This is a genomic window from Pseudomonas bijieensis (genome assembly GCF_013347965.1).
Lineage (GTDB): Bacteria > Pseudomonadota > Gammaproteobacteria > Pseudomonadales > Pseudomonadaceae > Aquipseudomonas > Aquipseudomonas bijieensis.
The window spans coordinates 2,865,356-2,890,057 of record NZ_CP048810.1; the positions used below are offsets into that span (position 1 = coordinate 2,865,356).

Consider the following 24,702-nt stretch of genomic DNA (forward strand, 5'->3'; position numbering starts at 1 on the left):
CCATTCGGGGCTTTCGCTGTTGCACTGAGCTTCATGTCACTGGAACAGCGACTCGCTCGACAAGCCGTTTTTCTCCAGGATCTCTCGCAGACGCTTGAGGCCCTCTACCTGGATCTGCCGGACCCGCTCACGGGTCAGGCCAATCTCCAGGCCAACATCTTCCAGGGTGCTGCTTTCATGACCCCGCAAACCGAATCGGCGAATCACCACTTCCCGTTGCTTGTCGGTCAGTTCCGAAAGCCACTGGTCAATGCTCTGGGAAAGGTCATCATCCTGAAGTAGCTCGCACGGGTCCGTGGGGCGATCGTCGGTGAGGGTGTCGAGCAGGGTTTTATCCGAGTCCGGCCCCAGTGAAACGTCCACCGAGGACACCCGCTCGTTGAGCCCAAGCATGCGCTTGACCTCACCTACCGGTTTCTCCAGCAGGTTGGCGATTTCTTCGGGTGAGGGTTCATGGTCGAGTTTCTGGGTCAACTCACGGGCGGCCCGCAGGTAGACGTTCAGTTCCTTGACCACATGGATCGGCAACCGGATGGTCCGGGTCTGATTCATGATCGCCCGTTCGATGGTCTGGCGGATCCACCAAGTGGCGTAGGTCGAGAAACGGAAGCCGCGTTCGGGGTCGAATTTTTCCACGGCGCGAATCAGGCCCAAGTTGCCCTCTTCGATCAGGTCCAGCAGCGAAAGCCCGCGATTGACATAGCGTCGGGCGATTTTCACCACCAGGCGCAAGTTGCTTTCAATCATGCGTTTTCGACCGGCCGGGTCGCCACTTTGCGACAGCCGCGCAAAATGAACTTCTTCCTCGGGGGAGAGCAGCGGCGAGAACCCGATTTCGTTGAGGTACAGCTGAGTGGCGTCCAGCGCCCGGGTGTAATCGATGTACTTATGTTGTTTAAGTGAAGCGGAGTGTCTGGATTTGGCACGAACGGAAGGTGGAGTCGCCCCTTCATCATTCGACATCGAATCCATAGCGATGCCGGTCTCCATAAGGAGAACCTCATCGTCGATGTCAAACTCCGGCACTTCTTTACTGAGAGCCATTGTTATAGTCCTTTGGTGAGTTCGACCTCAAGCTCAAGCGACGCCTTTATCCTTGGCAACGCTGGAGCCTGTTCCCTCTACGTGACGGAACAGGCTGACAATCAAATCAACGACGTGGCAGGAATTGCAGCGGATCTACTGGTTTACCTTGTCGGCGAATCTCAAAGTGCAGTTTCACCCGGTCCGTTCCCGTCGATCCCATTTCGGCAATTGTCTGTCCGACCTTGACCTGCTGCCCCTCCCGAACCAACAGCCTGCGGTTGTGACCGTAGGCACTGACGTAGGTATCGCTGTGTTTGATGATCACGAGTTCGCCGTAGCCCCTCAAACCACTCCCGGCGTACACAACCGTGCCATCAGACGCGGCTAAAACAGGCTGTCCCAAATCCCCGGCGATATCAATTCCTTTATTCAAACTACCGTTTGAAGAGAATTTTCCAATAAGAACGCCATTAGAAGGCCATCCCCAGCCTGTCGGGGCGGGGCCTGCCGGAGGCATCGGAGCGGGGGTCGGTTTGCTCGCGACGGACGGTACTGTCGCCGTTGCAGCCCCCGCCGGGCGGCGAATGACCGTGGTTTTACTCGACGACGATGCCGTCGATCCCGACTGCGTCACCACTGCGGTAGGCGTTGAACCGCTACGGCCATCGAAGCGAATCGTCTGACCGGGGTGGATCGTATAAGGCGCAGGAATGTTGTTACGCGCCGCAAGGGCCTTGTAGTCCCAGCCATAGCGAAAAGCGATGGAAAACAGCGTATCGCCGCGACGGACTACATACTGGCCGGTCGTTACTGTAGGACGTTGTGGTGCTGCACTGTTGCGATCGACAACCCGGACATTACCCGATGGTGTACTGGAACATCCGACCAGCAAAGTGCTCAAGACAAGGCCAGTCAACAGGCGCTGAAAGCTCGTGATACCCATACGCTGCGCAATGACTGTGAGACTCACCCGCCGCTCCCTTTGTGGTGGCTGAAAAATGGGAAACTGCCTGTCCAGGCAGAAATACATACAAATATAGCTGGCAGCGAACGCGTCTCTATTAATGAGGCGCCAAGTGCCGCCGCACACGTTTGCTCGATACCGTTGCCCGCTGTTTCATAAAGCAGCGCCGCTGTAAGACACAACCGATGCCGCAGAATTCAGCGTCTGTTTATAAATGCTCAGGCCAACGGCCCGTTGAGCAACGGCACGAATCGCACCGCACCCAGGACATGCCGCGAGAAACCGTGTTCTTCACGCACGATCAGCATCAATTGCTGAACCTCGCCGGCCCCTACTGGAATGACCAGCCGCCCACCAGGAGCAAGTTGATCCAACAGGGCCTGGGGTACATCGGTGGCCACCGCGGTCACAATGATGCCGTTATACGGCGCCAGGGCCGGCCAGCCTTCCCAGCCATCGCCCCAACGAAACACCACGTTGCGCAGGTTCAACTCAACCAGGCGCTCCTTGGCGCGATCCTGCAATACCTTGATCCGCTCAACGGAAAACACCCGTTCCACCAACTGCGACAACACCGCCGTCTGGTAACCCGAACCGGTACCGATCTCCAACACCTTGTCCAGCGGCCCCGCCTCCAGCAGCAACTCGCTCATGCGGGCCACCATGTACGGCTGGGAAATGGTCTGGTTGTGGCCGATCGGCAATGCCGTATCTTCATAGGCGCGATGAGCCAGGGCTTCATCGACGAACAGATGACGCGGCGTTCGGCGAATCACCTCCAACACCTGGGCGTTGGACAGGCCTTCTTCATAGAGACGCTGGATCAGTCGTTCACGGGTGCGCTGGGAGGTCATGCCGATTCCGCGGCGCAGCATATCGTCTTGCTCACGAGCCATCAGCGCAGCCCCTCCAGCCAGCCATCGAGATTTCGAAAGGCGTCGTTGAAGGTACGGTCCAGTTGCAACGGCGTGATCGAGACATAACCTTGCATGACCGCATGGAAATCGGTGCCCGGCCCACCGTCTTCGGCATCACCGGCGGCGGCGATCCAGTAACCGGCCTTGCCGCGCGGGTCGACGACGTGCATCGGTTTGGCGGCGCGGGCACGGTGGCCCAGGCGAGTGAGCTGGATGCCGCGGATGTGATCGAGCGGCAGGTTGGGGATATTCACGTTCAGCACCGTACGTGGCGGCAGGTCCAGCGCACCGTGGGCCTCGACCAATTTACGGGCGAAGTAGGCGGCGGTAGGCAAGTTGTCGACCTGGCGTGAAACAAACGAAAAGGCAAACGATGGTTTTTCCAGGAAGCGTCCCTCCAGGGCCGCGGCGACCGTGCCGGAATACAGCACGTCATCCCCCAGGTTGGCCCCCAGGTTGATGCCCGACACCACCATGTCCGGCGCGCGTTCCAGCAACCCGTTGATCCCCAGGTGCACGCAATCGGTCGGTGTGCCGTTGAGGCTGATGAAACCGTTGTCCAGATAGCAGGGGTGCAACGGACGGTCGAGCGTCAGCGAGCTGCTGGCGCCGCTTTTGTCCTGGTCCGGGGCGATGACCACGCACTCGGCAAAATCCGCCAGCGCAGCATAAAGCGCGGCAAGACCGGGTGCAGTCACCCCGTCGTCGTTAGAAATCAGAATACGCATGGGCTGTCCGTCTGCCCCACCGGCACCAGATCGACGAGTTCGCGCACCAAGACAGTGGCGAAACATCCGGCCGGCAGGACGAATTCCAGTTGCAGAATGTCAGGCGAGGGATAATGCCACGACAGCCCGCCAATGGGCAGTCGCAGGATGCGACGTTCGTGACTCATTCCCGTGTTTATCAACCAGTCGCGCAAATCGGCCTCGCCCGCTGCGACGGCTTGTTCCAGCTCGAACGTCGCACCGGCGGCAGGCGAAGGCCCCTCGCCCCACTGCGGCCCGGTCGGGTGCAGATCGAGGATCGCCAGGCGTGGATCGCTGCACTCAGCCTCGCCGGCCGGGAAGAAGCTGCGACTATCGGTGAATGCGAGCAAGTCGCCCACCTGGGCTTTCTGCCAGGTACCGTCGGCGACCCGCGCCGCCAACACCTGGTTGAACAGAAAACTGCGGGCGGTAGACAGCAGCCGCGAGCGCACATTGCGCTGCTCCGGCAAGGCCTTGCGCGCCGCCCAGGCACGGGCATCGACGACATTGCCACCGTCATGCCCGAAGCGCTGGGCGCCAAAATAGTTGGGGATGCCCTGACGGACAATCTGTTGCAGGCGCGCGTCGATCGCCGCTGTGTCGCCCTTGAATTGGGTCAGGCGCAAGGTAAAGCCGTTGGCCGAGTGCGCGCCGCGTTGCAGCTTACGCCTGTGGCGTGCGGTCTTGAGGATCTTCAGTGTGTCATTCTCTGCCGCCGACAAGTCCGGATCGGCCTTGCCCGGCAATTGGACGCTGAACCACTGGCGGGTCAAGGCCTGGCGGTCCTTGAGCCCGGCGTAGCTGACAGTGCGCAACGGCACGCCAGCGGCCTTGGCGATTCGCCGGGCCGCTTCTTCGGTGTTCAAGCCTCGTTTTTCAACCCAGATCCACAGGTGCTCGCCATCGCCGGTCAACGGAATGTCGAGCACTTCATCGACCTGGAAATCTTCAGCGCTGGCCTTGAGTACCGCGCTGCCCAACGACTCGCCATAGGCCCGCGGCCCCAACAGTTCCAGTTCAGTCATGGGCGCAGCAACAAGGCAACGGAGTGGACGGCAATGCCTTCTTCGCGACCGACGAAACCCAGCTTCTCGGTGGTGGTGGCTTTCACGTTCACTTGGTCCAACTCAACTTGAAGATCCTCGGCGATCAACCGGCGTATCGCTTCGATGTGCGGCGCCATCTTGGGGGCCTGGGCAACGATGGTGTTATCGACATTGCCGACTTTCCAGCCCTTGGCGTGGATCAGCGAGACAACATGACGCAGCAGCACACGGCTGTCGGCACCCTTGAATTGCGGGTCGGTGTCGGGGAAGTGCTTGCCGATGTCACCCAGGGCAGCCGCGCCGAGCAGTGCATCGCTCAAGGCGTGCAGCAGGACATCACCGTCAGAATGCGCGAGCAGCCCGAAGCCGTGTGCGATCCGCACGCCGCCCAGAGTAATGAAGTCGCCTTCAGCGAAACGGTGAACATCGTAGCCGTGGCCAATACGCATAAAAAAACGCCCCGATTTTTATCAGGGCGTGATTCTACCTGCATTAGGCGTTTAGAGCGCGCGCATGATGCTGCAAGTGGTCGTCAATGAAGCTGGCGATGAAGAAGTAGCTGTGGTCGTAGCCCGGTTGCAGGCGCAACTCCAGCGGATGACCAGCGGCCTTGGCGGCTTGCTGCAGGGCTTCGGGCTTGAGCTGATTAGCCAGGAAATCATCGCGATCGCCCTGATCCACCAGCAATGGCAGTTTCTCGTCGGCTTCGGAGATCAGCGCGCAGGCATCCCATTCGCGCCATTTCGAGCGGTCTTCCCCCAGGTAACGAGAGAACGCTTTCTGGCCCCATGGGCAATCCATCGGATTGTTGATCGGCGAAAAGGCCGACACCGAACGGTAACGCCCCGGGTTGCGCAAGGCGCAGATCAACGCGCCATGGCCACCCATGGAATGACCACTGATGCCGCGTTTATCCGAGGCCGGGAAATGCGCTTCGACCAGTGTCGGCAATTCCTGCACCACGTAGTCATGCATCCGATAGTGCCGGGCCCACGGCTCCTGCGTGGCGTTCAGATAAAAGCCCGCCCCCAGGCCGAAATCCCAGGCACCGTCCGGATCGCCCGGCACATCGGCGCCTCGTGGGCTGGTGTCCGGCGCAACGATGATCAGGCCCAGCTCGGCGGCCATGTGCTGGGCACCGGCCTTTTGCATGAAGTTTTCGTCGGTGCAGGTCAACCCGGACAACCAATACAGCACCGGCAACTTGCCGCCCTGCTCGGCTTGCGGCGGCAGGTATACGGCAAACACCATGTCGCACCCGAGCACTTCGGAACGGTGCCGGTAACGCTTGTGCCAGCCGCCGAAGCTTTTCTGGCAGGAAATGTTTTCCAGACTCATGACCGACCTCAGAAATGGATGACGGTGCGGATGCTCTTGCCTTCATGCATCAGGTCGAATGCCTTGTTGATATCTTCCAGGCCCATGGTGTGGGTGATGAAAGTATCCAGCGGGATCTCGCCCTTCTCGGCCATTTCCACATAGCTTGGCAACTCGCTGCGACCACGCACGCCGCCAAACGCCGAGCCGCGCCAGACGCGTCCGGTCACCAATTGGAATGGACGGGTGGCGATTTCCTGGCCGGCCCCGGCGACACCGATGATCACCGACTCGCCCCAACCTTTGTGGCAGCACTCCAGCGCAGCACGCATCAATTGGACATTGCCGATGCACTCGAAGGAAAAGTCCACGCCGCCGTCAGTCATGTCGACGATGACTTCCTGGATCGGACGGTCGAAGTCTTTCGGGTTGACGCAATCGGTGGCGCCCAGTTGCTTGGCGATTTCGAACTTGGCCGGGTTGATGTCGATGGCGATGATGCGCGAGGCCTTGGCCTTCACCGCGCCAATCACCGCCGACAGGCCGATGCCGCCCAGGCCGAAGATCGCCACGGTGTCACCCGGCTTGACCTTGGCGGTGTTGATCACCGCGCCAATGCCAGTGGTGACGCCACAACCCAGAAGGCAGACTTTTTCCAGCGGCGCTTCTTTTGGGATCTTCGCGACGGAGATCTCCGGCAACACGGTGTACTCCGAGAACGTCGAGGTGCCCATGTAGTGGAAAATCGTCTCGCCTTTGTAGGAAAAACGCGAAGTACCGTCCGGCATCAGGCCTTTGCCCTGGGTGGCGCGAATCGCCTGGCACAGGTTGGTCTTGCCCGACTTACAGAATTTGCACTGGCCGCACTCCGGCGTGTACAGCGGGATCACATGGTCACCCACCGCCACCGACGTCACGCCTTCGCCGATGGCTTCGACAATGGCGCCGCCTTCATGGCCGAGGATCGACGGGAAGATTCCTTCCGGGTCAGCGCCCGACAAGGTATAGGCATCGGTGTGGCAGACACCGGAAGCCACCACACGCAACAGCACTTCGCCCGCCTTGGGCATGGCGACGTCGACTTCAACGATTTCCAGGGGTTTCTTGGCCTCGAAGGCAACGGCAGCGCGCGACTTGATCATCCGGGTTCTCCAGCAAATAAAAACAAGACCGGGAGTGTAATCCTCCACTGGACGATGAATAATCCAACCAAAAGCAAAACATTATTGCTGCACAGGGATAATCGTTATGTCCGACAACCGCTGGGAAGGGATCGACGAATTCGTCGCCGTGGCCGAATGCAGTCAATTCACCGCCGCAGCCGAACGTCTTGGGGTTTCGTCTTCCCATATCAGTCGACAAATCGTACGGCTCGAAGAACGCCTTCAGACACGGTTGCTCTACCGCAGCACCCGCCGGGTCACCCTCACCGAGGCCGGGCAGACTTTTTTGCAGCACTGCCAGCGCCTGCAGGATGGCCGCGAGGAAGCGTTGCGAGCGGTGGGCGATCTCACCAGCGAACCCAAGGGCATGCTGCGAATGACCTGCGCCGTGGCCTATGGCGAACGGTTTATCGTGCCGCTGGTGACGCGGTTCATGGGCCTTTATCCACAGTTGCGGGTAGACATCGAGCTGAGCAACCGGCCTTTGGACTTGGTGCATGAGGGCCTGGACCTGGCGATTCGCCTGGGTCGCTTGCAGGACTCGCGCCTGGTCGCTACGCGTCTGGCACCCCGGCGCATGTACTTGTGCGCTTCACCTTCTTATCTGGAACGCTATGGCCGACCCCATAGTTTGTCGGAACTGAGCCGCCACAATTGCTTGATCGGCAGTTCCGACATTTGGCAGTTAGAGCAGAACGGGCGGGAATTTTCCCAGCGGGTACAAGGAAACTGGCGCTGCAACAGTGGGCAAGCGGTGCTCGATGCGGCGCTGCAAGGGGTCGGGTTGTGCCAACTGCCGGATTATTACGTGCTGGAACATCTGCACAGCGGCGCGTTGATCTCGCTGTTGGAGGCTCATCAGCCGCCGAATACGGCGGTGTGGGCGCTATATCCGCAGCAGCGGCATCTGTCGCCGAAGGTGCGCAAGTTGGTGGATTACTTGAAGGAGGGATTGGCGCAGCGACCGGAGTATCGAGGGTAGCACTGGTTTTTCGGGTTGTCTGAGCGATTGCTATCGCGAGCAGGCTCGCTCCCACATTGGATCTTCAGTGCCTGCAAATTTTGTGTACAGCCAAGATCCCTTGTGGGAGCGAGCCTGCTCGCGATGGCGATTCAGGACGTGCCGCATCTCTGGTTAATGCCGATTCGCCCAGCGCTGGCGCAACCACTCCAGATCTTCCGGCCGAGTGACCTTGATGTTATCGGCCCGCCCTTCGATCAACCGTGGCGCCTGCCCCGCCCATTCCATGGCGGACGCTTCGTCGGTAATCAGCGCATCCGCCACCAGGCTATCGGCGAGGGCCCGATGCAAGGCGCCGAGGCGGAACATCTGTGGCGTGTAGGCTTGCCAGATCACACTGCGATCAACGGTTTCCAGCACGCGGCCCTGCTTGTCGACACGCTTGAGGGTATCGCGCGCCGGGACGGCCAGCAGGCCGCCGACCGGGTCGTTCGCCAGTTCACTGAGCAATGTATCCAGGTCATCCCGGGCCAGGTTGGGCCGGGCGGCGTCATGCACCAGCACCCAATCGTAATCGTCGGCACCCTGTTCGTGCAGATGCAGCAAAGCATTGAGCACGGAGTCCGAACGCTGCTCGCCACCGTCCACGCGCTGGATGCGCGGGTCGTTGGCGCAGGCCAGGGTCGGCCAGTAAGGATCATCGTGGGCAACGCTGACCACCACGCCTTTAACGGTCGGGTGATCGAGGAAACAGCCAAGGCTGTGTTCGAGAATTGTGCGCCCGCCCAACTGCAGGTATTGCTTGGGACGGTCCGCGGCCATACGGGCACCGACGCCCGCGGCAGGAATCACGGCCCAGAAGGCCGGCAAACGGATACTCATTGGGCCAACTGGTAGAGGGTTTCACCCTCCTTGACCATGCCCAGTTCATGACGAGCCCGCTCTTCTACGGTCTCCATGCCTTTTTTCAACTCACTGACCTCAGCGTCCATCACCCGATTGCGCTCCAGCAATGCTTCGTTTTCCGCATGCTGATCGGCTATTTGCTGAGTCAGGTCGGCCACTTGCGCCAGACTGCCATTGCCCACCCACAGGCGGTACTGCAGGCCGGCCAGCAACAGGAGCAAGACAAGAAACAACCAATTGGGACTGCGCATCGAATATCAGGTATCCAGTGAAAAAAGACAGCCATGCCAAACTTTGAAACGTCTGATAGCACGAAGCCTGGAAAAACCAGGCTTGTGCTTGATAAGGCATCAGATTAGAAGCAAAACCGCCGCCAAGGCGACCTTTTCGACACAATCCGCTGTCTTTTTACCATTTACTGCTTAGCCGCGAAACTCGGCGCGACCGTTGTACTTGGCCTTGCCGTTCAACTGCTCTTCGATACGCAGCAGTTGGTTGTACTTGGAAACGCGGTCGGAACGGCACAGCGAACCGGTCTTGATCTGGCCCGCCGCAGTGCCCACGGCCAGGTCGGCGATGGTCGAATCTTCGGTTTCGCCGGAGCGGTGGGAGATCACGGCAGTGTAGCCGGCGGCCTTGGCCATCTGGATGGCTTCCAGGGTTTCGGTCAGGGTGCCGATCTGGTTGAACTTGATCAGGATCGAGTTGGCAATCTTCTTGTCGATGCCCTCTTTCAGGATCTTGGTGTTGGTCACGAACAGGTCGTCACCCACCAGCTGGGTTTTCTCGCCGATCTTGTCGGTGAGGATTTTCCAGCCAGCCCAGTCGGATTCGTCCAGACCATCCTCGATGGAGATGATCGGGTAACGCTCGGTCAGGCCCTTGAGGTAGTCGGCGAAACCTTCGGCGGTGAACACCTGGCCTTCGCCAGACAGGTTGTATTTACCGTCTTCGAAGAACTCACTGGCAGCGCAGTCCAGGGCCAGGGTCACGTCGGTGCCCAGCTTGTAGCCAGCGTTGGCCACGGCTTCGGAGATCACTTTCAGCGCGTCTTCGTTGGAGGCCAGGTTCGGAGCGAAACCACCTTCGTCGCCAACAGCGGTGCTCAGGCCACGGGCTTTGAGCACAGCCTTGAGGTGATGGAAAATCTCGGTGCCCATGCGCAGGCCTTCGGAGAAGGTCTTGGCGCCAACCGGCTGCACCATGAATTCCTGGATGTCGACGTTGTTATCGGCGTGCTCGCCACCGTTGATGATGTTCATCATCGGCACCGGCATCGAGTAGACGCCCGGGGTACCGTTGAGGTTGGCGATGTGGGCGTACAGCGGCAGGTCCTGGTCCTGGGCAGCGGCCTTGGCAGCGGCCAGGGATACGGCGAGGATCGCGTTGGCGCCCAGGGTGGCTTTGTTTTCAGTACCGTCGAGCTTGATCATTGCGTGATCGAGGGCTTTCTGGTCGGCAGGATCCTTGCCCAGCAACAGCTCACGGATCGGACCGTTGATGTTGGCGACGGCTTTGAGTACGCCCTTGCCCAGGTAACGGCTCTTGTCGCCATCACGCAGCTCCAGCGCTTCGCGCGAGCCAGTGGAAGCACCGGACGGCGCGCAGGCGCTGCCGATGATGCCGTTGTCGAGAAGCACGTCCGCTTCGACAGTGGGGTTGCCACGGGAGTCGAGAACTTCACGACCTTTGATGTCGACGATTTTTGCCATTGTTGTAAACACTCCAAAGTTGACGAAAACGCTGTGGGAGCACGGCTTGCCGGCGATGGGGACCTCAAGGACGCCATCGCTGGCAAGCCATGCACCCACAAGAGCAGTGCGGCCAGCGGGCCAGAGCGATAATCGAGCGGTACTTTACCGGAGAAAACCGCGTTACGCGGTTTCTATCGTCGGAAAACTCTTGACCAGCTCATCCAATGCCTTGAGCTGAGACAGGAAAGGTTCCAGCTTGTTCAAGCGCAAGGCACAAGGGCCGTCGCACTTGGCGTTGTCCGGATCAGGGTGGGCCTCGAGGAACAGACCGGCCAGGGACTGGCTCATGCCAGCCTTGGCCAAGTCGGTGACCTGGGCGCGACGACCACCGGCGGAGTCGGAGCGACCGCCAGGCATCTGCAAGGCGTGCGTCACGTCGAAGAGCACCGGGTATTCGAACTGCTTCATGATGCCGAAGCCGAGCATGTCCACCACCAGGTTGTTGTAGCCGAAGCTCGAACCACGCTCGCAGAGGATCAACTGGTCATTGCCGGCCTCTTCGCACTTGCTCAGGATGTGTTTCATTTCCTGGGGCGCGAGGAATTGGGCTTTCTTGATGTTGATCACCGCACCGGTCTTGGCCATCGCGACCACCAGGTCGGTCTGGCGCGACAGGAAGGCCGGCAACTGGATGACGTCGCAGACCTCGGCGGCGACCGCGGCCTGGACTGGCTCGTGGACGTCGGTGATGATCGGAACGCCAAAGGCTTGCTTGATGTCCTGGAAGATCCGCATGCCTTCTTCCAGGCCCGGGCCACGGTAGGACGTCACGGACGAGCGGTTGGCCTTGTCGAAGCTGGCCTTGAAGACATAAGGGATACCCAGTTTCTGGGTGACCTTCACGTATTCCTCGCAGACCTGCATCGCCATGTCGCGGCTTTCCAGCACGTTCATGCCGCCAAACAGCACCATGGGCTTGTCGTTGGCAACCTCGATGTCGCCGACACGAATGATCTTCTGGGCCATCGTCTTATGCCTTTTTCTGGTGTTGAGCCAAAGCGGCTTTCACGAAACCACTGAACAGTGGATGACCGTCCCGTGGCGTCGAGGTGAACTCGGGGTGGAATTGGCAGGCGACGAACCATGGATGATCCGGCGCCTCGACCACTTCCACCAACGCGCCGTCACCGGAACGACCGGAGATCTTCAGGCCGGCCTCGATCAGTTGCGGCAGCAGGTTGTTGTTCACTTCGTAGCGATGACGGTGACGCTCGACGATCACATCCTTGGCGTAGCAATCGTGCACCTTGGAGCCGGCTTCGAGCAGGCAATCCTGGGCGCCGAGGCGCATGGTGCCGCCCAGGTCGGAAGCTTCGGTACGGATTTCCACGGCACCGGTGGCGTCTTCCCACTCGGTGATCAGGCCCACGACCGGATGGCCGCTGGCACGGTCGAACTCGGTGGAGTTGGCGTCTTTCCAGCCCAATACGTTACGGGCGAACTCGATGACCGCCACTTGCATGCCCAGGCAGATACCCAGGTAAGGCACCTTGTTTTCGCGAGCGTACTGCACGGCCGTGATCTTGCCTTCCACGCCCCGCAGGCCGAAGCCGCCCGGCACGAGGATCGCATCGGCGCCCTCGAGCAGGCCGGTGCCCTGGTTCTCGATGTCTTCGGAATCGATGTAGCGCAGGTTGACCTTGGTACGGTTGCTGATACCGGCGTGACTCATCGCTTCGATCAGCGACTTGTAGGCGTCCAGCAGTTCCATGTACTTGCCGACCATGGCGATGGTGACTTCGTGTTCCGGGTTGAGCTTGGCATCGACCACGGCATCCCATTCGGACAGGTCGGCGCCAGCGCACTGCAGGCCGAAGCGCTCGACGACGAAATCGTCCAGGCCCTGGGAGTGCAGGATGCCCGGGATCTTGTAGATGGTGTCGGCGTCTTCCAGGCCGATGACCGCGCGCTCTTCAACGTTGGTGAACTGGGCGATCTTGCGACGCGAAGAAATGTCGATCGGGTGATCGGAGCGGCAGATCAGCACATCCGGCTGCAGGCCGATGGAACGCAGTTCCTTGACCGAGTGCTGGGTTGGCTTGGTCTTGGTTTCACCCGCGGTGGCGATGTACGGCACCAGCGTCAGGTGCATCAGCATCGCGCGCTTGGCGCCGATCTCGAAACGCAACTGGCGGATGGCTTCGAGGAACGGTTGCGACTCGATGTCGCCCACGGTGCCGCCGATCTCGACCATCGCCACGTCGGCATCGCCAGCACCCTTGATGATGCGGCGCTTGATTTCGTCGGTGATGTGCGGGATGACCTGGATGGTCGCGCCCAGGTAGTCACCACGGCGCTCTTTGCGCAGCACGTGTTCGTAGACACGGCCGGTGGTGAAGTTGTTGTTCTGGGTCATGGTCGTGCGGATGAACCGCTCGTAGTGGCCCAGGTCCAGGTCGGTCTCGGCGCCGTCATGGGTGACGAACACTTCACCGTGCTGGAACGGGCTCATGGTGCCCGGGTCAACGTTGATGTACGGGTCCAGCTTGAGCATGGTGACCTTAAGTCCCCGCGCCTCCAGGATGGCCGCCAATGAAGCCGAGGCAATGCCTTTCCCCAATGAAGAAACAACACCGCCCGTGACGAATATGTAGCGCGTCATGAAAAACCCTAGAAGTCTGCGTTAAAGCGGTCCGAGCCGCCGGGGAAAGCGAAGGAAGGCCGAAGCCCCCGATCACCTGCATTAATCACAGTGCACCTTTCAAAAAAACCGCCGCGTTGGGACAGACCGGAAGTGAAATCACCGGTACGTTGCTCGCTACACATTTTTTGGAATCGCCCAGCAAAGACTGCTTGGTAATCGGCAACTCCTGCAATTCAGGCGAATCCACAGAAGTTGTATCAAGAAGGGAGCGTAGTCTACCGGAAAGCCCCTTTCAGCTCAAACCCAGATCTTGGCTTCCTGGCGTCCAGATCAATTGCCAACTGCCATCAACCGGCGCATCGAGCCCGGCCAGGTTGGCCACCGCCAGCAATTGCTCGCCCTGATACAGCAGCGGCAATCGGCCGCGAACGAACGCCGGCACGCCCTTTTCATTGAGCAAACGCTTGAGGTCACGATGACCACGACCCGGTAACGCCATCACCTCGCTGCCTTGACGATAGCGCACGCAAAGCGGTCCCGCAGGTGGCTTGCCGTTGAGTGCCACCCGACCATTGCCCGGCAAGTACAGCGCAACCACCGGATCCGCCCAGCCGACGGCGCCTGACACCGGACATAGCCAGTGGTCGGATAACCACCAGACCCGCCCGGCGGCCCGGTGCAACTCACCACCGGCCAGCCGCCAGATCGGCCGGGCATCGTCTGCGGCATCGCGCAACGAATCCCAGCCCGACCAGTGATCGCTGTCGGGCAGCAGGGTCATCGGCGCCAACCAATGGCTCAACGCGTTACGCTGACGGGCCGGCGACAACGCCCGCAAAGGCGCCAGCGCCAGGGATTGCAGACCAAGCCAATCGAACGCGTCCGGGGGCGCGGCCTGGGCCAGGTCGATCCGCGCCAGATCATCCAGCAAACCTTGGGCTTCGCCCATGTGCGCAGCGCTGCGGGCCAGGGTCGCCGAAGCTTGCGGCCATTGCTCGGCCAGCACTGGAAAAACCCGTTGGCGCAGATAATTGCGCGCGTAACGGTGGTCGTCGTTGGAGGGATCTTCGATCCAGCTCAAGCCTTGTTGCGTCGCATAGGCCTCCAGCTCAGCGCGGGACACGTCGAGCAGGGGTCGCAGCAAACAGCCCTGGCCCAGCGGACGCTGCCTCGGCATCGCCGCCAAGCCCCTCACCCCTGCCCCACGCAGCAAACGAAACAACAGGGTTTCGGCCTGGTCGTCGCGGTGCTGGGCGGTAAGCAGCACTTCATTGCTGCGGAGCGCCGCCACGAAGGCACCATAACGAGCGTCCCGGGCAGCGCGCTCGATGCTGGCGCCGGGCTGGACTTGCACGCTCACTACCTCAAGCGGCATCCCAAGCGCGTTGCAGACCGAACGACAATGGTCCGGCCATGCATCGGCCACAGCCTGGAGGCCATGATGGATGTGGATAGCACTCAGGGGCGGCAGGGTTTGGGTTTTTTGCCAGGGACGCAAGCAGGTGCAGCAGGACGGTGGAATCGAGGCCGCCGGAGAAGGCGATGCGCCAGGTAGCGGCGTTGCGCCAGGGGGATAGCTGTGTGAGGAGCCGGGTGGGCAGGTCGATGCTTGTGTTCATGGGTATCAGCCTTGGCACAAATCAAATGTGGGAGCGGGCTTGCTCACGAAGGCGGTGAATCAGTCAACACATGGGTTGAATGTTAAACCGCTTTCGCGAGCAAGCCCGCTCCCACACTGGCCCCCCACAACTGCTGGAAGCTTGGTCAGATCAGAGACCGTAGCTCATCAACCGCTCGTAACGACGAGCCAGCAGCGCGTCGTTGTCGAACTTCTTGAGCATCGACAGTTGCGAACTCAGCTCAGCGCGGATCAGTGCCGCCGCCGCAGCCGGGTCGCGGTGGGCGCCGCCCACTGGCTCGTTGATCACTTTGTCGACGATGCCCAGGCCTTTGAGACGCTCGGCAGTAATGCCCATGGCTTCAGCCGCGTCCGGCGCCTTCTCGGCGGTTTTCCACAGGATCGAGGCGCAGCCTTCCGGCGAGATCACCGCATAAGTGGAATATTGCAGCATGTTCAGTTGATCGCAGACCCCGATGGCCAGCGCACCGCCCGAACCGCCTTCGCCGATCACAGTGGCGATGATCGGGGTTTTCAGGCGAGCCATGACCCGCAGGTTCCAGGCAATCGCCTCGCTCTGGTTGCGCTCTTCGGCGTCGATGCCCGGGTAGGCGCCCGGTGTATCGATGAACGTCAGGATCGGCATCTTGAAGCGCTCGGCCATTTCCATCAGGCGACAGGCCTTGCGGTAGCCTTCCGGACGCGGCATGCCGAAGTTGCGGCGTACCTTCTCGCGCACTTCACGGCCTTTCTGGTGACCGATCACCATCACCGGCTGGTCTTCCAGGCGGGCGACACCGCCGACGATCGCGGCGTCGTCGGAGAAGTGACGGTCGCCATGCAACTCATCGAACTCGGTAAAGATGTGCTCGATGTAGTCCAAGGTGTAGGGACGACGTGGATGACGCGCCAGGCGGGCGATCTGCCAGCTGGTCAGCTTGCCGAAGATGTCTTCGGTCAGCGTGCGGCTTTTGTCCTGCAGACGAGAGATTTCATCGCCGATATTCAGCGAATTGTCATTACCGACCAAGCGCAACTCTTCGATCTTGGCTTGCAGGTCGGCGATCGGCTGTTCGAAATCTAGAAAATTCGGGTTCATAGGCGTCCGTCTTGGGTCGACGTCCAAGAGAGCTTGGGCCGGCCGGTTGTCTATTCGCGCCTACCTTAAGGGAGAGGCGCGTTCAGGTCGAGATTAAAAATTCGGGTCGAGATCAGGGGCATTCCGGTTTCAAGAATGGCCCCTGGCCGTCAACGGTATTGGAGGAAGACGTTGTCTTTGCCGAACTGGTCACGCAAGGCTTGAATCAACGCATCCGCCGGATCGATTCGCCAGCCCTCGCCGAACTGCAGCACAGCCTTGGCATCGGGGCGCACGTACTCCATGGTGATCGGGCAGGCACCGCGATGGCGCTTGAACAATTCGCCCAACCAGCGTAGCTGATCGCCCTTGAGATCCTGGGTCTGCAACTTCAGGCGCAGGCTCTCGGCCAGGTTGGTACGGGCATCTTCCATGCTCATCACCCGCTTGACCCGCAGCCGCAGGCCACCGGAAAAGTCATCATTGCTGACCTCGCCTTCCACCACCACCATCGCGTCGGTCTGCAGCAGCGATTGCGCCGAGTGGAACGCATCGGCGAACAACGAAGCCTCGATGCGCCCGGAGCGGTCGTCGAGGGTGATGAAGCCCATCTTGTCGCCCTTTTTGTTCTTCATCACCCGCAGGGCGATGATCATGCCGGCGACGGTCTGCGTATCGCGAGCCGGCTTGAGGTCGATGATGCGCTGGCGGGCGAAGCGGCGGATCTCGCCTTCGTATTCATCGATCGGGTGCCCGGTGAGGTACAGGCCCAAGGTGTCTTTCTCACCCTTGAGGCGTTCCTTGAGGGTCAGTTCCTTGGCCTTGCGATGGTTGCCGTAGACATCGGCGTCCTCTTCGACGAACAGCCCGCCAAACAGGTCGGCGTGACCGCTATCGTGGGTGCGGGCGGTCTGTTCGGCGGCCTTGATCGCTTCTTCCATGGCTGCCAGCAACACCGCGCGATTGCGGTCGATGTTAGCCTGGTAGGCCTTGGGCTCATCCTGGAAGTATGGCCCCAGGCGGTCCAATGCCCCGCTGCGGATCAAACCGTCGAGGGTGCGCTTGTTGATGCGCTTGAGGTCGACCCGGGCGCAGAAATCGAACAGGTCCTTGAACGGCCCGTCCTGGCGCGCTTCGGTGATGGCCTCCACCGGGCCCTCGCCCACGCCCTTGATCGCACCGAGACCGTAGATGATGCGACCTTCGTCGTTCACCGTGAACTTGAACTCCGAAGCGTTCACGTCCGGTGCGTCGAGGCGCAGCTTCATGGTCCGCACTTCTTCGATCAAGGTCACGACCTTGTCGGTGTTGTGCATATCCGCCGACAGTACCGCGGCCATGAACGGCGCTGGATAATGGGCCTTCAGCCACGCGGTCTGGTAGGACACCAGGCCATAGGCGGCGGAGTGGGATTTGTTGAAGCCGTAGCCAGCGAACTTTTCCACCAGGTCGAAGATGTTACCGGCCAGGTCCGCATCGATACCGTTGTTCGCGCAACCTTCAATGAAACCGCCACGCTGCTTGGCCATTTCCTCGGGCTTTTTCTTACCCATGGCTCGGCGCAGCATGTCCGCGCCACCGAGGGTGTAGCCGGCCATCACCTGGGCAATCTGCATCACCTGTTCCTGGTACAGGATGATGCCGTAGGTCGGCGCCAGCACCGGCTTGAGGCCGTCGTACTGGTAGTCGGGATGCGGATACGCCAGTTCGGCGCGACCGTGCTTACGGTTGATGAAGTCGTCCACCATGCCCGACTGCAACGGGCCCGGACGGAACAGGGCCACCAGTGCGATCAGGTCTTCCAGGCAGTCGGGCTTGAGCTTTTTGATCAGCTCTTTCATGCCCCGGGATTCGAGCTGGAACACCGCCGTGGTTTCGGCTTTTTGCAGCAGGCTGTAGGTCGGCTTGTCATCCAGCGGGATGAAGGCGATGTCCAGCGGCTCTTCGCCGACCTTGGCCCGGTCACGGTTGATGGTCTTCAGGGCCCAGTCGATGATGGTCAGGGTCCGCAGGCCGAGGAAGTCGAACTTCACCAGGCCCGCCGCCTCGACGTCATCCTTGTCGAACTGGGTCACCAGGCCGTCGCCCTCTTCGTCGCAATAGATCGGCGAGAAGTCCGTCAGCTTGGTCGGCGCGATCACCACGCCCCCGGCGTGCTTGCCGACGTTACGCACCACGCCTTCGAGCTTGCGCGCCATCTCCCAGATTTCCGCGGCTTCTTCATCGACCTTGATGAAGTCCCGCAGGATTTCTTCCTGCTCGTAGGCTTTTTCCAGGGTCATGCCGACTTCGAACGGGATCATCTTCGACAGACGATCCGCCAAACCGTAGGACTTGCCCTGCACCCGCGCCACGTCGCGCACCACAGCCTTGGCGGCCATGGAACCGAACGTGATGATCTGGCTCACCGCGTTGCGACCGTATTTCTCGGCCACGTAGTCGATCACCCGGTCGCGACCGTCCATGCAGAAGTCGACGTCGAAGTCGGGCATGGACACCCGTTCCGGGTTGAGGAAACGTTCGAACAGCAGGTCATATTCCAGCGGATCGAGGTCGGTGATCTTCTGTACGTAGGCCACCAGCGACCCGGCGCCCGACCCACGGCCAGGGCCCACCGGCACGCCGTTGTTCTTGGCCCACTGGATGAAGTCCATCACGATCAGGAAGTAGCCGGGGAAGCCCATCTGGATGATGATATCCAGCTCGAAATTCAAGCGGTCGACATAGACCTGGCGCTTGGCTTCATAATCTTCAGTGGTGTCCTTGGGCAGCAGGACGCTGAGGCGTTCCTCCAGGCCGTCGAAGGACACTTTGCGGAAATACTCGTCGATGGTCATGCCATCGGGAATCGGGAAGTTGGGCAGGAAGTGCTTGCCCAGCTTCACTTCGATGTTGCAGCGCTTGGCGATCTCGACGGTGTTTTCCAGCGCCTCGGGCAGGTCGCTGAACAACTCGGCCATTTCCTCGGCGCTCTTGAGGTATTGCTGGTCGCTGTAGTTCTTTGGACGTCGCGGGTCATCGAGGGCGCGACCTTCACCGATGCAGACACGGGTTTCGTGGGCCTCGAAGTCTTCCTGCTTGATGAAGCGCACGTCGTTGGTCGCCACCAGCGGCGCGCCGATCTTGTCGGCCAGGGCCACGGCGGCATGCAGGTGCTCTTCGTCGTTGGGACGATTGGTGCGCTGCACCTCGATGTAGAAGCGGTCCGGGAACACCGACATCCAGTCACGGGCCAGGGTCTCGGCTTCCTCGGGGTTGCCACTGAGCAGGGCCAGGCCGATTTCACCTTCCTTGGCCGCCGACAGCATGATCAGCCCTTCGCTGGCCTCGGCCACCCACTCGCGCTCGATGATGATCGAACCATTGCGCTGGCCGTCGATAAAGCCACGGGAGATCAGTTCGGTGAGGTTGCGATAACCCACGGCGTTCATCACCAGCAGGCTGATACGGCTCAGCGGGGCATCCGGGTCCTTGTTCGACAGCCACAGGTCGGCCCCACAGATCGGCTTGATCCCGGCACCCATGGAGGCCTTGTAGAACTTGACCAGCGAACACATGTTGTTCTGGTCGGTGACCGCCACGGCAGGCATGCTCATGCCCACCAGGGTCTTGACCAGGGGCTTGATCCGCACCAGACCGTCGACCAGGGAGTATTCAGTGTGCAGGCGTAGATGAACGAATGAAGCCGGCATAGTGATCCTGCGTTAAGTCATGAAAACAACAAGGCCCGGATTGTACCGGGCCTTGGGTAAAACATCAGCCTGCAACCCATGTTGTTCACTTGAGAGATTGAATCCGTGGCGAGGGGAGCTTGCTTGTGGCGAGGGAGCTTGCTCCCGTTTGGGTGCGTAGCACCCACACCTGCAATTGCAATTTCACCCAGGGGGCTGCGGCGCAGCCCAGCGGGAGCAAGCTCCCTCGCCACAAAAGCGGTGTTGCCCTTAAGACACAGGGCACTGGCTGCTGACGATCAGACCTTCACGCGCTTCATAAGCCAGCCGCACCGGCGCGAACGAACGCCGGTGGATCGGCGTTGGCCCCAGGCGCGCCAGGGCTTCCAGATGAACGGGGGTTGGATAGCCCTTGTGGCTACCGATGCCGTAGCCCGGGTAGATCAGCTCGAAGGCGCTCATTTCCCGATCGCGGCTGACCTTTGCCAGGATCGAGGCCGCCGCGATGGCCGGTACCTTGCCGTCGCCCTGGATGACCGCTTCGGCGCGCATCGACAGTTTCGGGCAGCGATTGCCATCGATCATCGCCAGCTTCGGCGTGATATGCAGCCCCTGCACGGCACGCTGCATGGCGAGCATGGTGGCGTGCAGGATATTGAGTTCATCGATTTCTTCGACTTCGGCCCGGGCGATGCACCAGCTCAGGGCTTTCTCGCAGATCTCGTCGTAGAGTTTTTCCCGACGAGCCTCAGTGAGTTTCTTCGAATCGTTGAGGCCAAGGATCGGCCGCTTCGGGTCGAGAATCACCGCCGCCGTCACCACTGCGCCGCACAATGGGCCACGCCCCACCTCATCGACACCGGCCACCAGCTCTTCCACTTCGGCAACCAGGTTGAAGTCCAGGCCCATCTGTAGCTTCGAGTTACTCATGGTTTTGCGCCGATCAGGGTCAGTACTGCGTCTGCGGCCTGGTTGGAGGCATCGCGACGCAGGGTACGGTGGATTTCGTCAAAGCCCCGGGTCTGCTCCTCACCGCCGTCGAGCAAGGGCGACAGCGTGTTGGCCAACGCCTCGGCGGTCGCTTCGTCCTGCAGCAGCTCCGGCACCAACAGGCGCTGGGCCAACAGGTTCGGCAAGGAAACGTAGGGACTCTTGACCATGCGCTTGAGAATCCAGAACGTCAGCGGTGCCAGGCGATAGGCGACCACCATCGGGCGTTTATACAACAATGCCTCAAGGGTAGCAGTACCGGAGGCAATCAACACCGCATCGCAAGCCGCCAGCGCTTCATGGGAACGGCCGTCGAGCAACGTCACCGGCAAATCGCGGCCGACCAGCAGCGCTTCCAACTGAGCCCGGCGCTGTGCACTGGCACACGGCAAGACAAAACGCACACCTGGGCGCAGCGCCCGAAGGCGTTCGGCGGCGTCAAAGAACAAGCCACCCAGGCGACTCACCTCGCCGCCCCGACTGCCGGGCATCAAAGCCACCAGAGGCCCTTCGGGCAGGCCCAACGCCTGGCGAGCCGCATCGCGGTCGGCTTCCAAGGGAATGGTATCGGCCAGGGTGTGCCCGACGAACCGCACCGGTACGCCCTTCTCTTCGTAGAACCGGGCTTCGAACGGCAGCAACGTCAACATCAGGTCGCAGCCTTCGCGAATCTTCAGCACCCGCTTCTGCCGCCAGGCCCAGACCGACGGGCTGACGTAGTGCACGGTCTTGATCCCGGCCTGACGCAACTTGAGTTCGATATTGAGGGTGAAATCCGGGGCATCGATGCCGATGAACACATCCGGCTTTTCATCGATCAGGGTCTGGATCAGCTTCTTGCGTCGGGCCAGCAGCTCGCGCAGGCGACCGAGCACTTCCACCAGCCCCATGACCGACAAACGCTCCATCGGAAAATAGGACGTCAGCCCCTCGGCCTCCATCAACGGCCCGCCGACACCGATGAATTCGACCGCCGGATGCTGCGCCTTGAGCGCCCGCATCAGACCGGCGCCCAGAATGTCACCGGAAGCCTCTCCCGCCACCAGTGCAACACGCAAGTTAGCCATGGTCAGCGAGTGATGCCGCGGGTCGAAGACTGGATGGAGTCGCGGAAGATCGCGACTTCCGGGTACTGCGTCGAGGCCTCGGCCAGTTCGGCGAGCGCCTGCTCGACCGTCAGGCCCTGGCGATACACGACCTTGTAGGCACGACGCAGCGCCGTAATCGCCTCTTCGCTGAAACCACGACGACGCATGCCTTCGAAGTTCATGCTTCGGGCTTCGGCCGGGTTACCGAACACCGTGACATAGGCCGGGACGTCCTTGCCAATGGCCGTGCCCATGCCAGAGAAGCTATGGGCGCCGATATGGCAATACTGGTGCACCAGGGTGAACCCGGACAGGATCGCCCAATCATCCACGTGCACATGGCCGGCCAGCGCGGTGTTGTTGACCAGGATGCAATGGTTGCCGATCACGCTGTCATGGCCGATGTGCGCATAGGCCATGATCAGGTTGTGGTCGCCCAGGGTCGTTTCGGAACGATCCTGAACGGTGCCACGGTGAATCGTCACGCCTTCACGGATCACGTTGTGATCGCCGATGACCAGACGGGTCTCTTCACCTTTGTATTTGAGATCGGGCGTATCCTCGCCTACCGAAGAAAACTGGTAGATGCGATTGTGACGACCAATCCGGGTCGGGCCCTTGAGCACTACGTGGGGACCGATCACCGTACCCTCGCCGATTTCCACACCTGCGCCGACAATCGACCACGGGCCGACCTCGACATCGGCGGCCAGGACGGCCGTCGGATCGATGATTGCGCGAGGGTCAATCAAACTCATAGCTTGCGTTCCGCACAGATGATTTCAGCGGAGCAGACTGGCTTGCCGTCGACCGAAGCCTGGCATTCGAATTTCCAGATCTGGCGCTTGCAACTGATGAACTTGGCTTCGAGGATCAACTGATCGCCCGGGGTGACCGGCTGGCGGAAACGCAGCTTGTCGGAGCCGACGAAGTAATAGAGCGTGCCGTCGGCAGGCTTTACGTCGAGCATTTTGAAACCAAGGATCCCGGCAGCCTGAGCCATTGCCTCGATGATCAGCACGCCCGGCATGATCGGATGCGCGGGGAAGTGGCCATTGAAGAACGGCTCGTTGATGCTGACATTCTTGTAGGCGCGAATGCGCTTGCCTTCAACGTCCAGGTCCACCACCCGATCCACCAGCAGGAACGGGTAACGGTGAGGCAGGTATTCGCGAATCTCGTTGATGTCCATCATTTCGGGGGGAAGCCTATGTAAAGATTGGGAGCGCACGAGTGACGCGCACTCCGCTAGCAAATCAAGAAGCCCTAACGGCTGTGCACACTTGATATGGAAATGGTATCAGCCATCTGATGAAGCATTACCGCCAGGGGTCACGTCCCCTACACGCTTTTCCACCTGCTTGAGGCGCCGCGCGATGTCATCGAGCTGGCGGATACGGGCCGCGCTCTTGCGCCATTCGGCTGCAGGTTGCATGGCCGTACCGGAAGAATAGGCACCCGGCTCGGTAATCGAGTGGGTCACCATGGTCATCCCGGTCAGGAACACGTTGTCACAGATATCGATATGCCCCACCAACCCCACGCCACCGGCGAGCATGCAGTGCTTGCCGATCCTGGTGCTGCCGGAGATGCCCACGCAGGCCGCCATGGCGGTGTGATCACCGACCTGGACGTTGTGGGCGATCTGGATCTGGTTGTCGAGCTTGACGCCATTGCCGATGACCGTGTCGGCCAGGGCACCACGGTCGATCGCGGTGTTGACGCCGATCTCCACATCATCGCCAACGGTGACGCCACCAATCTGGGCGATCTTTTGCCAGATGCCTTTTTCGTTGGCGAAACCGAACCCTTCACCGCCCAGCACTGCGCCGGACTGAATCACGACCCGCTTGCCGATGCGCACATCGTGGTACAGGGTGACGCGTGGCGCCAGCCAGCCGCCTTCGCCGATCTCGCTGCGCGCGCCGATGACACAATGGGCGCCCAGCGTAACGCCGGCACCGATTCGGGCCGCGCTTTCGATGACCACGAACGGACCGACGCTGGCCGTGGGATCGACCACGGCATCCGCCGCAATCACTGCGCTGGGATGAATACCAGCAGCCGACTTGGGCTTGGGGTCGAACAGGTGGGAGATTCGTGCATACGCCAGGTACGGATCAGGCACGATCAGGGCATCGCCGGCAAACCCATCGGCATCAGCGGCCTTGAGCAACAGCGCGGCAGCCCGGCTGTCGGCCAGGTACTTGCGGTATTGGGGATTTGCCAGAAAGCTCAACTGAGCTGGGCCAGCCTCTTGCAAAGTGGCTAGCCCAGTAATTGCCTTCTCCGGGTCGCCACGCAGGGTGGCGCCGAGGAACTCGGCCAATTGGCCGAGCTTGATAGTCGCTGTCATGGATTACTTCAGCTGATTCATGCGCTCGATCACCTGGCGCGTGATGTCGTATTGAGGCTTGACATCGATCACTGCGCCACGCTCGAACACCAGGTCAAAACCACCTTTCTTGATGACTTCTTCCACGGCGCTGTCGAGTTTCGGCTTGAGTTGCTTGAGCATTTCGCGGTCAGCAACGGCTTTCGCTTCGTTCAGCTCCTTGGACTGGAACTGGAAGTCACGGGCCTTTTGCTTGAATTCAAGCTCCAGACGCTCGCGCTCGCCCTGGGCCATCTTGTCGCCACCGGCTACCAGACGATCCTGGATGCCCTTGGCGCTGCTTTCCAGGCCCTTGAGCTTGGTCAGTTGCGGGCCGAACTTTTTCTCCGCATCCACGGCGTATTTCTTCGCCGCGTCGGACTCCAGCAAGGCCATCTGATAATTCAGCACGGCGATCTTCATGTCGGCAAAAGCCGGACCTGCGACCAGTACGGTCGCCAGGAGAACCAATTGAGTCAACTTACGCACGATGTAC

At 60.7% G+C, this 24,702-nt stretch carries 22 protein-coding genes and 1 pseudogene; 1 reads left to right on the top strand and 22 read right to left on the bottom strand.

Going from position 1 to position 24,702, the window contains the following annotated elements; genetic code table 11:
• Positions 1 to 36: 36 nt before the first annotated feature.
• The 8 genes from rpoS to GN234_RS12550 all read right to left on the bottom strand — a co-directional run bounded on the left by rpoS (position 37) and on the right by GN234_RS12550 (position 7,161).
• On the bottom strand, positions 37 to 1,044 hold the full coding sequence (rpoS, locus tag GN234_RS12515) for an RNA polymerase sigma factor RpoS (RefSeq protein ID WP_047227588.1): 1,008 nt from the start codon (positions 1,042 to 1,044) through the stop codon (positions 37 to 39).
• A 106-nt stretch (positions 1,045 to 1,150) separates the two neighbouring features.
• Positions 1,151 to 1,996 (bottom strand): peptidoglycan DD-metalloendopeptidase family protein, encoded by an 846-nt coding sequence (locus GN234_RS12520; RefSeq protein ID WP_116834186.1) that lies wholly within the window; start codon positions 1,994 to 1,996, stop codon positions 1,151 to 1,153.
• Positions 1,997 to 2,208: 212 nt separating this feature from the next.
• Positions 2,209 to 2,844 carry a protein-L-isoaspartate(D-aspartate) O-methyltransferase gene (locus tag GN234_RS12525; RefSeq protein ID WP_161796107.1) on the bottom strand — a complete coding sequence of 212 codons (636 nt, stop codon included), beginning with the start codon at positions 2,842 to 2,844 and terminating at the stop codon, positions 2,209 to 2,211.
• Between the two features lie 41 nt (positions 2,845 to 2,885).
• Positions 2,886 to 3,635, bottom strand: coding sequence for a 5'/3'-nucleotidase SurE (gene surE / locus GN234_RS12530; protein WP_109756623.1), 750 nt, complete (start codon positions 3,633 to 3,635; stop codon positions 2,886 to 2,888).
• A complete protein-coding gene (truD, locus tag GN234_RS12535) occupies positions 3,623 to 4,681 on the bottom strand; it encodes a tRNA pseudouridine(13) synthase TruD (protein WP_109756624.1) in 1,059 nt (352 codons plus the stop codon). The genes surE and truD overlap by 13 nt, the downstream gene beginning before the upstream one ends.
• A complete protein-coding gene (gene ispF, locus GN234_RS12540) occupies positions 4,678 to 5,151 on the bottom strand; it encodes a 2-C-methyl-D-erythritol 2,4-cyclodiphosphate synthase (RefSeq protein WP_176688551.1) in 474 nt (157 codons plus the stop codon). Before ispF ends, truD begins: the two co-directional genes overlap by 4 nt.
• A gap of 43 nt (positions 5,152 to 5,194) precedes the next feature.
• Positions 5,195 to 6,040: an S-formylglutathione hydrolase gene (gene fghA / locus GN234_RS12545; RefSeq protein ID WP_176688552.1), complete on the bottom strand. Its 846-nt coding sequence runs from the start codon at positions 6,038 to 6,040 to the stop codon at positions 5,195 to 5,197.
• Between the two features lie 8 nt (positions 6,041 to 6,048).
• Positions 6,049 to 7,161 (bottom strand): S-(hydroxymethyl)glutathione dehydrogenase/class III alcohol dehydrogenase, encoded by a 1,113-nt coding sequence (locus GN234_RS12550; protein WP_024779034.1) that lies wholly within the window; start codon positions 7,159 to 7,161, stop codon positions 6,049 to 6,051.
• A gap of 106 nt (positions 7,162 to 7,267) precedes the next feature.
• Between GN234_RS12550 and GN234_RS12555 the strand changes: the two genes are divergently transcribed.
• Positions 7,268 to 8,164, top strand: coding sequence for a LysR substrate-binding domain-containing protein (locus tag GN234_RS12555; RefSeq protein WP_109756627.1), 897 nt, complete (start codon positions 7,268 to 7,270; stop codon positions 8,162 to 8,164).
• 153 nt (positions 8,165 to 8,317) lie between these two features.
• Here GN234_RS12555 and ispD read toward each other — a convergent pair whose 3' ends face one another.
• The 14 genes and pseudogenes from ispD to GN234_RS12625 form a co-directional block, all read right to left on the bottom strand.
• Positions 8,318 to 9,025, bottom strand: a complete 708-nt coding sequence (gene ispD, locus GN234_RS12560) for a 2-C-methyl-D-erythritol 4-phosphate cytidylyltransferase (RefSeq protein ID WP_109756628.1) — start codon at positions 9,023 to 9,025, stop codon at positions 8,318 to 8,320.
• Positions 9,022 to 9,300, bottom strand: coding sequence for a cell division protein FtsB (ftsB, locus tag GN234_RS12565; RefSeq protein WP_025212129.1), 279 nt, complete (start codon positions 9,298 to 9,300; stop codon positions 9,022 to 9,024). Before ftsB ends, ispD begins: the two co-directional genes overlap by 4 nt.
• Before the next feature lie 171 nt (positions 9,301 to 9,471).
• On the bottom strand, positions 9,472 to 10,761 hold the full coding sequence (eno, locus tag GN234_RS12570; protein ID WP_072408299.1) for a phosphopyruvate hydratase: 1,290 nt from the start codon (positions 10,759 to 10,761) through the stop codon (positions 9,472 to 9,474).
• 162 nt (positions 10,762 to 10,923) lie between these two features.
• Positions 10,924 to 11,769: a 3-deoxy-8-phosphooctulonate synthase gene (gene kdsA, locus GN234_RS12575; RefSeq protein ID WP_063322754.1), complete on the bottom strand. Its 846-nt coding sequence runs from the start codon at positions 11,767 to 11,769 to the stop codon at positions 10,924 to 10,926.
• A gap of 4 nt (positions 11,770 to 11,773) precedes the next feature.
• Positions 11,774 to 13,405, bottom strand: a complete 1,632-nt coding sequence (locus GN234_RS12580; RefSeq protein WP_109756629.1) for a CTP synthase — start codon at positions 13,403 to 13,405, stop codon at positions 11,774 to 11,776.
• Between the two features lie 274 nt (positions 13,406 to 13,679).
• Positions 13,680 to 15,006: pseudogene (gene tilS / locus GN234_RS12585) on the bottom strand (tRNA lysidine(34) synthetase TilS).
• A 150-nt stretch (positions 15,007 to 15,156) separates the two neighbouring features.
• Positions 15,157 to 16,104, bottom strand: a complete 948-nt coding sequence (locus tag GN234_RS12590) for an acetyl-CoA carboxylase carboxyltransferase subunit alpha (RefSeq protein ID WP_047701999.1) — start codon at positions 16,102 to 16,104, stop codon at positions 15,157 to 15,159.
• Positions 16,105 to 16,253: 149 nt separating this feature from the next.
• Entirely contained in the window at positions 16,254 to 19,775 is a 3,522-nt protein-coding gene (dnaE, locus tag GN234_RS12595) for a DNA polymerase III subunit alpha (protein WP_176688553.1), read from the bottom strand.
• A 249-nt stretch (positions 19,776 to 20,024) separates the two neighbouring features.
• Positions 20,025 to 20,684, bottom strand: a complete 660-nt coding sequence (gene rnhB, locus GN234_RS12600) for a ribonuclease HII (protein ID WP_116831572.1) — start codon at positions 20,682 to 20,684, stop codon at positions 20,025 to 20,027.
• Positions 20,681 to 21,811 carry a lipid-A-disaccharide synthase gene (lpxB, locus tag GN234_RS12605; protein WP_116831571.1) on the bottom strand — a complete coding sequence of 377 codons (1,131 nt, stop codon included), beginning with the start codon at positions 21,809 to 21,811 and terminating at the stop codon, positions 20,681 to 20,683. Before lpxB ends, rnhB begins: the two co-directional genes overlap by 4 nt.
• Before the next feature lie 2 nt (positions 21,812 to 21,813).
• On the bottom strand, positions 21,814 to 22,590 hold the full coding sequence (lpxA, locus tag GN234_RS12610) for an acyl-ACP--UDP-N-acetylglucosamine O-acyltransferase (protein ID WP_109756634.1): 777 nt from the start codon (positions 22,588 to 22,590) through the stop codon (positions 21,814 to 21,816).
• Entirely contained in the window at positions 22,587 to 23,027 is a 441-nt protein-coding gene (gene fabZ, locus GN234_RS12615; protein WP_003184897.1) for a 3-hydroxyacyl-ACP dehydratase FabZ, read from the bottom strand. The genes lpxA and fabZ overlap by 4 nt, the downstream gene beginning before the upstream one ends.
• Before the next feature lie 105 nt (positions 23,028 to 23,132).
• Positions 23,133 to 24,188: a UDP-3-O-(3-hydroxymyristoyl)glucosamine N-acyltransferase gene (lpxD, locus tag GN234_RS12620; RefSeq protein ID WP_116831570.1), complete on the bottom strand. Its 1,056-nt coding sequence runs from the start codon at positions 24,186 to 24,188 to the stop codon at positions 23,133 to 23,135.
• A 3-nt stretch (positions 24,189 to 24,191) separates the two neighbouring features.
• Positions 24,192 to 24,695: an OmpH/Skp family outer membrane protein gene (locus GN234_RS12625; protein WP_003184901.1), complete on the bottom strand. Its 504-nt coding sequence runs from the start codon at positions 24,693 to 24,695 to the stop codon at positions 24,192 to 24,194.
• Positions 24,696 to 24,702 lie beyond the last annotated feature (7 nt).